Genomic DNA, 9533 nt, shown 5'->3' on the forward strand with positions numbered 1-9533 from the left:
CCGCCTGCTGGCTCCATGTTAACGCTACCTTCCGTATTCTTTTTGCATGACGGCAGGTTCCGTGGGAAGCGGCGCCAGCCATTTTGTGGGAAATCCGTTGTTGACGGGGATGTGGGCGCCAGTGATAGCGCCGGAGTCATTGTTGATCGGAACCGTCCAGCCCGAGGGCTGAGGCCTCGGCCGGGGTCGACGTCGCCGTTCTGCTAGCATGGGGGAGGTATCCACCGGGACATGCATAGACGTTGACACCGTGCCGCCTATCAGGGGCCTGCTATTGCCGGCTGAATGGCCGAACGCTTCCACCATATCCCTGCACCTGCCGTCCGCCTTCACAGCGAAGTGGGCGTGCAAACGTCAGGGCGGATCGGCGGCCCCGGATAATCAGTGATCAGCCGGCGGCCCCGGTCAACCCCATGATATTTTTCCCTTCCATAATCATTCCGACGTTGAACGGGCGTCCGGCTTTGCGCAAGCAGCCACTCCACCGGCCGACGATATGTCGGTCGTTTCATGCAAATCATAGCGTTCTGGACAAGCCCGGCGGCGCCCGTGGGGACAGTGTCGGCCATTCGCAAGGCACCCCTTTATTCCGGAGTCAACGACATGTCCGACGCAGCCCAAGCTGAATTGAATCCGCTGTATGCCGATCCGGAAAACCCGGCCCTTCCCCCAACTCCCGTCACCCTTGATCTGCGCCGGGCGGCGCTGGTGATCACCGATCCGCAGGTCGATTTCCTGAGCCCGCACGGCACCGCTTGGGGCGCTTTCGGCGCGAACATCACCGAACTCGGTACCGTACCCAACCTGGGCCGGCTGATGGTGGCGGCCAAGGCCGTGAATTTGCCGGTGGTGATCTCCCCGCATTATTATTATCCGCACGACCACAAGTGGGACTTTGCCGCTCCGGGCGAGGCGCTGATGCACAAGCTGCGCATGTTCGACCGGCGCGATCCCCTGTCCCTGGAAGGGTTTGTCGGTTCCGGCGCCGATTGGATGCCGGAATACAAGGGCCTGATTGAGGACGGGCACACGGTTGTATGCTCCCCCCACAAGATAGCGGGTCCGCAGACCAACGATGTGCTGTTCCAGCTGCGCAAGCGGCGGGTGGATCAGGTCATTCTGGCGGGTATGGCCGCCAATTTCTGCGTGGAATCCCATTTGCGTGATTTCGTTGAACATGGCTTCGAAGTGGTGGTCGTGCGCGACGCCACTGCCGCCAGCAAGGTGCCGGAGGGTGACGGGTATCTGGCCGCGCTGACCAACTTCCGCTGGTTGGCCAGCGGTCTTTGGACGACCGATGAGACGATTGCCCGTCTGAACGCGGCCGCGACGACGGCATGAGCCACCGAGCCAGCCCGTTGCTGGCTCGGGTGCCGCTGGCCTATGGTTCGGCGGCATTAGTGACGATGGCGGCCCCACACGTGACATCCGGCAAGACCCCTTTGGAGACATCCACCCTGGAATGGGACGATTTGCGGCTGTTCCTGGCCATCGCCCGCGCTGGGACCTTGAGTGCCGCAGCCCCCCGCCTGAATCTGACCCAGCCCACGGCGGGGCGGCGGCTGAAGGCCCTGGAAGGGCGGTTGGGCGTGACCCTGTTCCAGCGCACCCCGGGCGGCTTCCGACTGACCGACGATGGCGAGGTCATGTTGCAGTACGCCGACCGTGTTGAGGCTGAAGTGCTGGCCCTGGAACGGCGCCTGGTGGGCGAAGGCCGCACGCTGGAAGGGCTGTTGCGGTTGTCGTCATCGGAATGGTTCGGGCGGCGCATCCTGGCGCCGGCCTTGGCCGGCTTTTCCCTCCAGCATCCCAAGGTGACAGTGGAGTTGGTGGTGGATTCCCGCCTGTTCGACCTGAACCGCCGCGATGCCGACCTGCTGTTCCGCTTCCTGCCGTTCGATGGGCCGGACATCGTGCAGCGGCGTTTCATGACCGTGCCCTATGCCCTCTATGCCGCCCCCGTTTACCTGGAACGACGAGGGATGCCGACGGCATCGGGCGGCGGTGCCGACCACTGCTTAATCGCCATGGACAGCCAGTTGAGCACTCAAGCCGACGTCGCCTGGTTGCGCCGCCATTTCCCCGAGGCGGGCTTCACCTTGCGCAGCAACAGCCGCGATGTCCAGGTGGCCGCATGCGAGGGGGGCGCCGGTTTGGCCGTGCTGCCTCGCGCGGTGGCCGACGGCCGTGGATTGGTGGAAGTCGACATTGGCGAGGAACCGCCCGCGCGTGAGGTCTGGCTGGGTTACCACCGTGACCTGCGCCGGCTCGCCCGTCTCCGGGCTCTGCTGGACCATCTGGACCGCGCCGTCGCCATAGCCGGCGGTTAACGACACGGTCCAGCCGTCTAGCCGTCCTGCCTCAGGCGACGCGTCGCAGCAGTTCCAGCCGCAGTGGCGCGCCCAGCAATTCATCAAAGCGCGCCGCGAGGGAGGTGAAGGCTGAGGCCTTGGCATGGATGTCCAAGGCGGTCTGGTTGGCCCAGACCTCATACATCACCACGGTACGGGGATCGTCGCGGCTGATGTGGGCGGCGTAGGTGATGCAGCCCGGCTCCGATAGCACATGGGGCACGATGGCGGTGATGGCGTCGGTCAAGGCCTGTTCCTGCCCGGGTTTGGCCGTGAGATAGGCCACAAGCTGGATCTGATCAGGGGGAATGGAGGGTGTCGTGGACATGGCTTATCTCACTTCAGCAGGACGGGGCCGGCATCGATGCGGATGCGCAGCAGTTCATAAGGCTGACGGCGTTTGTCCACGCCCTCATTGAATCCGGCTTGGCGATACAATTGATTAGCCGTGAAGTAGAGGTAGCCGTCTGTTCCCACGGACAGGGTGTCCGGCCATAGGATGGCGGGATCCTTCGCTATGGTCTGCCAATGGGCGCCAGCTTTACCCTTACCGCCGCTTGGGACGACATCCTCGAAGCGCCGGATCGTCCCGTGTTCGTAATCGCCGGCGTACAGGCGGCCCTTGTCATCCTCGGCCAGGCCGTCGGACGGGGCCTTGGGGCCCAGGTCGCGGATGGCGGCGGCGATGGTGGCGTCGGTCACCGACGGGTCCCGCAGCAGCGCGGTGGGCACGGCGTAGAAGTGACGGCTGGACAGGGCGCAGTAATATAGCGTCGCCCCGTCGGCGGAAATGGCGATGCCATCCGTCGCTACCAGCCAGGGGCTGGGCGTCTGCCCCTTGGGACGGCTCATGAGCACCTTGCCCTCAACGGTAGGCTTGAACCCTGGGTCCGGCATGGTGGTCGGGTGGCCGGACAGGCGGCGCAACGCCTTGCCGGTGGCCAAATCCACCACGATCAGCCCGCCTGGCCCCTTTACCGAGCTGTCGGTGATGTAGGCGACGCCGGCTGAGCCTTGGCGCAGATCGAAACGGACGTCGTTCAGGTACGTTGTCGGCAACACCGTCTCGTCGCCCAGCACAATGGTGCGGACCACTTGGTCGGTCGCCAGATCCACGGCCACCAGCTTCGCGCCGCCAGGAATGGGGGCGGCGAAGCCGGGGGCGCCCGTGTCCAGGATCCACAGGCGATTGGCGCCGTCGGCCACCACGCTCTGCACGCTGATCAGGTGCTGATCAGCGTGCGCCGTGTCGGCTTGGTTGAAAGCGGTGTCCGGATAGGGGCTGACCTTGCCATCCTTCAGTTCCGCCACGGCAAACGGGCTTTTGTCGCCCCATTGAGGATAGTTCAGGAAGATGCGGCCACTGGGGGCGACGGTGACGCCCGTGGGCATGGCGCCCGTCAACGCGGCCACATGCTCCACCGGCAGCAGGGCGGGCGCATCCTTAGGCGGCGTTGCCAGGGCCGGCAGGGCCGCGCTCAGCATCGTCGTGGCCAGTGTCAGCGCCGTGATTGTCGATCTCATCGTGGGTTTTCCCTTCCGTCAGTCGCTCAGAAGCCGGACAGCACCGTCTTGCCGATGGCGGTGCCGCTTTCCACGATGGCGTGGACCGCCTTCAGGTTGGTGGCGTTGATGGGGCTGAGTTCCTCGGCCAGCGTGGTCTTCAGCACGCCCACGTCCACCAGGTGGGCCACCTCCTGCAGCAGCTTGTGCTGCTCGATCATGTCGGCGGTCCGATATAGCGACCGGGTAAACATCAGTTCCCAGGCGACGGTGATGGACTTGCGCTTCAGCGGTACGATGTCGAAGGACTTCGGGTCGTCGATCAAGGCCAGATGGCCCTGGGCGGCGATGATCTTGGGCAGGACGGGCAACTGCTTGTCCGTGGCGGTTAGGCCGGCGACATATTCCACTTCCGGAATGCCGATGCGGGCCAATTCCTCGTCCAGCGGCTTGTGGTGGTCGATAACGTAATGGGCGCCCATGTCCTTCACCCAGGTGATGGTCTCAGGGCGCGAGGCGGTGGCTATGACGGTCAGTCCGGTCAAGCGGCGCGCCAACTGGATCAGGATGGACCCGACGCCGCCGGCCCCATTGATGACCAAAAGGGAACCGGTGCCCCCCTTTTTGCCGTAAGGGACGCGCAGGCGGTCGAACAAGAGTTCCCATGCGGTCAGCGAGGTCAGAGGCAGCGCCGCAGCCTGGGCCCAGGACAGGGAACGGGGCTTGTGCGCCACGATGCGCTCATCCACCGCGTGGAGTTCAGCGTTGGTGCCGGGGCGGCTGAGGTCGCCGGCGTAGTACACCTCGTCCCCCACCTGGAACAGCGTGACTTCCGCGCCAATCGCCTCGACGATGCCGGCGGCGTCCCATCCCAGGATACGGGCTTGGCCTTCCGCGGGCGTGGCGCCGGTGCGAACCTTGGTGTCCACCGGATTGACGGAAACCGCCTTGACGCGAACCAGCACGTCGCGCGGCCCCGGCGTGGGCTCGGGCAAATCCAGATCGACCAGGGCGTCGTGGCGGCCGATGACGCCGGGGGTGAAGTAGCCGATGGCTTTCATGAAGTGCATCCTTGATTGGGGACCTGTCCCCGATGGGTTGGCATGGACGCAGCATGATTTATGCGTTGGTGCGCTGGCCATGGTGTCTGGAGCACGATCATCATGCGTAAATGCATAATGTGTCAGACGTTGCCCGGGTTACGTAGCGCATCATCCAGGGCGCTGACCCTGGCATTGCCCAGGTATAGAGACGACAGTTCCGCCAGAGCGGCCGTCCCCACCTTAGCCTCAGCATCCTTACGGATGATCAAGGTGGCGGCGTCGCGTCCGCCAAGCAGGCCTTTCGGTTCCACCAGGGCGCGGATGCGATGGCGATGGTGCAGCCACTGCGGGTGCCAAAGCGGGACTACGACCCAGCGTCCCTGCGCCACGGCGCTGCTGTAGCGGCCGAAACACTCTTCCTCGGTCCCTGTTTGAAAGTGATAGCCGGCGGCGGTCAGCCCGTACTCAACCATGATGGCCTGGGAGAAACGGCTGATTCCTGCGCCGGGATTGATGCCTTGGATCAATCGCTCCATGCGGTCCAAGGCTGGTGGGCGCATCAGGTCCTCCACGCTGGCGACTGCGCTTTCCGGGACATAATCGGGTACGCCCCAGATGCAAAACGGTTCGTACAAAATGGCGACCTTGCGCACAGCATTCTCGAATGGGGCCAGGTAGGCGCCATGGCTGGCAGGCAGCCAGGCGGAAACCAGGATATCGATGGCGCCGGCACCTAGGCGCCGGAACATCTCTTCATGCGAGGCGGCGGAGCGTTCGACCGGCAGGCCGTGGTCGTGCAGTATCCGCTCGACCTCCAGGGCGGAAGCATCGTGGAAGCTGAGGTCGATATGACCGACCCGGATGGCAGTTGGCATTGGATGCACGCTTATTTGATGGGCAGGGCGGGCGAGAGCGGGCACGGAAGGCTTCGCCCGACCCTGCCATCGTGTTGACGTTACTGGACCTTAAAGAGGGCCAGTTCGAGCTCAGGTAGGCCTCAGTTGACGTTGAGTTGGGCTTGGGCAAGCGCGCCACTCAGATTGGCGACACACCGGTCGAAAGCTTCAGAACCAGGTTTAAGGCCGGCTTCGCTGCATGCGGTCTGACAGTGTTCGTTATGAACTTTCTTGGTTGCCGTCAGGGTTTCCCGCAAACTGGCCACACACGCGGCATAGACGCTGTCGTTGGGGCCGACGTTCAACGCCTCCCGGCACGCGCGATCAATTGAAGGATGGACCGTTACCTCTTGCGGGGTGTCCGCCGCCATTGCAAATGCGGGCTCGAAGCATAAGGCATTAATAGTTGCGATTGCCGCCAGATAGTTTTTCTTCATTTAATTTATCCATGCTCTTTATCAGTTGAAGTTGTAACCGAACAGCGGCGCCAGCACCATGTCATGGCTTCGTTATCATTGGGCACGAAGACAATTTTATGAAGATTGGGCGGACGGTCGATGCCAGCCGCGATAAGATGCCGTCGCGGCATGCAGATTTATTGCATGGACTTGCCCAATTTTCGAAAATTGGCGACGTAGTACGCGGTCTGTGGCGAGCCTATCCTTGGGGTGTCCGTGAAGCACGGAACCGGGTACCGGGCTATTGCGACGGGCGAGGTCGCGCTTCCCCTTGGCTTCGGGCGTCGCCTTGATCCGGTCGGCCATGGCGTGATGTTAATCGGCGTGCAGCTTGGACGCCGATCGGCGCGGTATCCATTTGATTCTATTGAGGTCGGCGGGGTCAATTGATTGCGCCGATTTACAGTGCTGTCGGCCTGGCTGTGGTCGAGGAAGACGCGGCGGTCCATGTCGGTCTCGACGGACTTGGCCCAGCGCTCGGCGTCCTTCTTTTTCTCGAAGGTCTTGGAGACGGGCTTGTGGCCGACGCGACGGACCTTGGCCTGGTAGCCGATGACCTGGCCTTCGCGATTCTCTCGGGGGGTGATGGTAGCCATGGCGGGCGAGCGTCCTCGCGTTGTTCCGCGAGATGAACTGTCCCGTAACTGTCCCGCAAAGTTCAGCTAAAGCGCCGGAAGTATGGCGTCCCCTAGGGGAGGTTTCGCCGGCCGAGGCCCAAGGTATTGACCGCCTTGGCTATTAGGGCGCCAGATTTTGTGGATCGGCGTGTGTCACGACTGTATGCCACATCAGGCACCCATCGCAAGCGCTGCACCGCCGGGCCGAGGGCTCCGGGCGCTGGCAACTCGCCTCAAGCCAAACCATCTCCAAAAATCCAGGTGCGCTTCACGTCCATTCCCCGGCCACCCTTTCCATTCTGCGCTCGCGGTGGTGGGCATCACTTTCCTGGGCATCGGCCTGGACTGTTCGCTCAAGCTGCGGGCGCAGCTTGAGCCGGTGGAAGCGCTGGATGGGGCGGGGCTGGTGGGTTCGTGCTCAACTGGGCGCTGATCTTCTGGGGCCGCGTGCCCAGCCAGACCCAGGGCTTGGTTCGCCTGTTGCTCAGCGCCATCTTCGCGGTCGAGGTGGTGGCTACAATCGTGGCCTTGGGCCTGCCGTTCACCCAGCCCGGCGGTGGTGGTGGCAGCGTCCTGGTGACCGTCTTCACCCTGGCGACCGCCCTCTGCCAGATTTCCACCATCATCTGGCTACTGCGCCACCGCAAGGAATAGCGCGTCACAGCGGGGCGGTCTCTTGCGCCAGGGGGTAGTACAGGGTCACGCGGTTCACGCCGTCCTCGTTGCGGAAGCGGGCGTCGCTGAAGCAGTGGCGCACCAGGGAAAAGCCGCGGCCGGACAGGGCCATGACGTCGCTCATGTCGCCCGCCCGCTCGAACGCCGACTGGGTGTCGGACGGCATGGGCAGGCCGTTGTCTTCGACCTCCACCACCAGCTGGCCTTCCCGAATGTCCGCCTTCAGGGTGACGTGCCCGTCGGGCAGGCCGCCGGCGGCGTATTTGATGGCGTTGTTCACCACCTCCGCGAGGCCGATTTCCAGCAGGATCCAGTCCGCCTGGATGGCCTGGCCGGCCGCATCGACCAGCAATTGGGTGAGGAAGCCGACATCCTCCAGGCGACTCCGGATCGAGACGTGCAGGATCGATCCGGCGTCCATGGAGGCTGGCTCACTGGGCAGGGGTGGCGAGAGCGGTGGCGACGTCGGGGTATATGGCGAAGACGCGATCCATACGAGTCAGCGAGAACATGGTCTTGACCGATGGCTGCAGGCCGCAGATGCCCGGGCGGCCCGGCAGTTTCAGGTGCTTGACGATGGAAATGAGGGCACCCAGGCCGCTGGAGTCGATGAACGACACGCCCGTCATGTCGATCAGCACCGGCCCCGGCGACAGTTCCTGCGCCAGGAAGGTATCCTTGAACCGAACGGCGATTGCGGCGTCCAGGCGGCCGGCGTCGATGGTCAGGACGTTGGTACCGTTTGCTTGCGTGATGGTAAGCATGCTGCTCCGACCTCAACTATGAATTTCAAATGCCAGTACGCTTACATCATCGTCGAAACCAGTACCGCCACGCCAGGCGTAAAGGGCCTCACGCACTGCGTCGCTGACCTGGTCGATGGGCAGCTCCCGTACTTCATCCAGCAATTTATGCAGGCGCGCCTCGCCGTAGAACTCCCCGTCAGGGGAGGCGCATTCCGTCACGCCGTCGGAATGCAGCACCACTCGAGTGCCGGGTGCCAGCGACACGATGGTGTCATCGTAGTCCATGCCGTCCAGCAGCCCCACGGGGAATCCGCCGGAGCCCACGGCGTGGGGTGCCCCGTTCCGCGGCACCACCACCGGGTGGGGGTGGCCGGCCTGGCAGAAACGCAGCTGACCGGTGTCCTGGTCCAGCACGCCGCAGATCATGGTGAAGTGGTCCACGATCTCGCTGTCGGGCACGAAGCGGCGGTTGAGTTCCGACACGACGGAGTGGGGCGCGTGCGGCCGGCCGTGGTGCTGGCGCCCGTCACCGTTGACGAAGGCGTCGGCGTTCAGCAGGCGGTTCAGCGTCACCGACATCAGGGCGGCGCGGGCGCCGTGGCCCGCGACGTCCACCATGTAAAAGCCGATGGAGCCGTCCGGCAGCTCGAAGAAATTGTACATGTCGCCGGAGATGTCGGCCGATGGCACCAGGCAGGAGGCGAAATGCGCCCGCCCCATGGTCTTCAGCGGTTCCGGCAGCAGGCGGCGCTGGGCGCGGGCGGCGGCGTCCATATCCTCCTGCAGCTTGGTGTAGGTTTCCGTCAGCCGTTCATTAGTCCGCGTCAGCAGCTCATTGTTCTGCATCAGGCGGCTTTGCAGGGCCAGCAGGCGTTTGGTCACCCCCAGCCGGGCCGACAGCATGGCCGGGTTGAAGGGCTTGCTGAGGAAATCGTCCGCCCCTGCCTCCATCGCCGCCAGGAAGTCCGCCTGCCGCTGACGCGCGGTCAGCAGCAGGACGTGGATGTATTTGGGCATATGCAGCGCCCGGATCTGGCGGCAGAACTCGACGCCGTCCATGAACGGCATCTCCCAGTCGCTGATCACCAGGTCGATGCGCGGGGCGTTGCGGATGATGGACAACCCTTCCGCCCCGTCGCTGGCCTGCAGAACCTCGAAGCCCTGGGCCATGGTGATGACGCTGACCAGGTCCCGCATGACCGGATCGTCGTCGACGATAAGCACGCGTGGTGTTTCTGGCATCT

Annotated in this window: 12 protein-coding genes; 3 read left to right on the top strand and 9 right to left on the bottom strand. The window is 64.0% G+C overall.

Annotated elements, in window-relative coordinates:
* The first annotated feature begins 603 nt into the window (after positions 1-603).
* Together FBZ87_RS27460 and FBZ87_RS27465 are read left to right on the top strand one after the other, a co-directional pair.
* Positions 604-1341 (top strand): cysteine hydrolase family protein, encoded by a 738-nt coding sequence (locus FBZ87_RS27460; RefSeq protein WP_145613762.1) that lies wholly within the window; start codon positions 604-606, stop codon positions 1339-1341.
* Positions 1338-2330, top strand: a complete 993-nt coding sequence (locus FBZ87_RS27465; RefSeq protein WP_211107245.1) for a LysR family transcriptional regulator — start codon at positions 1338-1340, stop codon at positions 2328-2330. The genes FBZ87_RS27460 and FBZ87_RS27465 overlap by 4 nt, the downstream gene beginning before the upstream one ends.
* Before the next feature lie 31 nt (positions 2331-2361).
* Here the strand turns inward: FBZ87_RS27465 and FBZ87_RS27470 are convergent, their stop codons facing one another.
* The 6 genes from FBZ87_RS27470 to FBZ87_RS29400 all read right to left on the bottom strand — a co-directional run bounded on the left by FBZ87_RS27470 (position 2362) and on the right by FBZ87_RS29400 (position 6847).
* Positions 2362-2679: a putative quinol monooxygenase gene (locus FBZ87_RS27470; protein ID WP_145613763.1), complete on the bottom strand. Its 318-nt coding sequence runs from the start codon at positions 2677-2679 to the stop codon at positions 2362-2364.
* Positions 2680-2687: 8 nt separating this feature from the next.
* Positions 2688-3875: an L-dopachrome tautomerase-related protein gene (locus tag FBZ87_RS27475; protein ID WP_211107246.1), complete on the bottom strand. Its 1188-nt coding sequence runs from the start codon at positions 3873-3875 to the stop codon at positions 2688-2690.
* Positions 3876-3901: 26 nt separating this feature from the next.
* Positions 3902-4915 (bottom strand): zinc-binding alcohol dehydrogenase family protein, encoded by a 1014-nt coding sequence (locus tag FBZ87_RS27480; RefSeq protein WP_145613764.1) that lies wholly within the window; start codon positions 4913-4915, stop codon positions 3902-3904.
* A gap of 122 nt (positions 4916-5037) precedes the next feature.
* Entirely contained in the window at positions 5038-5772 is a 735-nt protein-coding gene (locus tag FBZ87_RS27485; RefSeq protein WP_145613765.1) for a glycine betaine ABC transporter substrate-binding protein, read from the bottom strand.
* Between the two features lie 122 nt (positions 5773-5894).
* Positions 5895-6230, bottom strand: a complete 336-nt coding sequence (locus FBZ87_RS27490) for a hypothetical protein (RefSeq protein ID WP_145613766.1) — start codon at positions 6228-6230, stop codon at positions 5895-5897.
* Positions 6231-6388: 158 nt separating this feature from the next.
* Positions 6389-6847, bottom strand: a complete 459-nt coding sequence (locus FBZ87_RS29400) for a hypothetical protein (protein WP_186455024.1) — start codon at positions 6845-6847, stop codon at positions 6389-6391.
* A gap of 435 nt (positions 6848-7282) precedes the next feature.
* On the opposite strand from FBZ87_RS29400, the gene FBZ87_RS27500 reads away from it, so the two are divergent.
* The gene (locus FBZ87_RS27500; protein ID WP_145613767.1) at positions 7283-7522 is read left to right on the top strand and encodes a hypothetical protein; all 240 of its coding nucleotides are present in this window, start codon (positions 7283-7285) and stop codon (positions 7520-7522) included.
* Positions 7523-7526: 4 nt separating this feature from the next.
* Here the strand turns inward: FBZ87_RS27500 and FBZ87_RS27505 are convergent, their stop codons facing one another.
* The 3 genes from FBZ87_RS27505 to FBZ87_RS27515 are packed head-to-tail and all read right to left on the bottom strand — an operon-like array spanning position 7527 to position 9513.
* Positions 7527-7964, bottom strand: coding sequence for an ATP-binding protein (locus FBZ87_RS27505; protein ID WP_145613768.1), 438 nt, complete (start codon positions 7962-7964; stop codon positions 7527-7529).
* A gap of 10 nt (positions 7965-7974) precedes the next feature.
* On the bottom strand, positions 7975-8307 hold the full coding sequence (locus FBZ87_RS27510) for an STAS domain-containing protein (protein WP_145613769.1): 333 nt from the start codon (positions 8305-8307) through the stop codon (positions 7975-7977).
* A 12-nt stretch (positions 8308-8319) separates the two neighbouring features.
* On the bottom strand, positions 8320-9513 hold the full coding sequence (locus FBZ87_RS27515) for a PP2C family protein-serine/threonine phosphatase (RefSeq protein ID WP_186455025.1): 1194 nt from the start codon (positions 9511-9513) through the stop codon (positions 8320-8322).
* Between the last annotated feature and the right edge of the window lie 20 nt (positions 9514-9533).

Source organism: Nitrospirillum amazonense, from assembly GCF_007828035.1.
Taxonomy (GTDB): Bacteria; Pseudomonadota; Alphaproteobacteria; order Azospirillales; family Azospirillaceae; genus Nitrospirillum; species Nitrospirillum amazonense.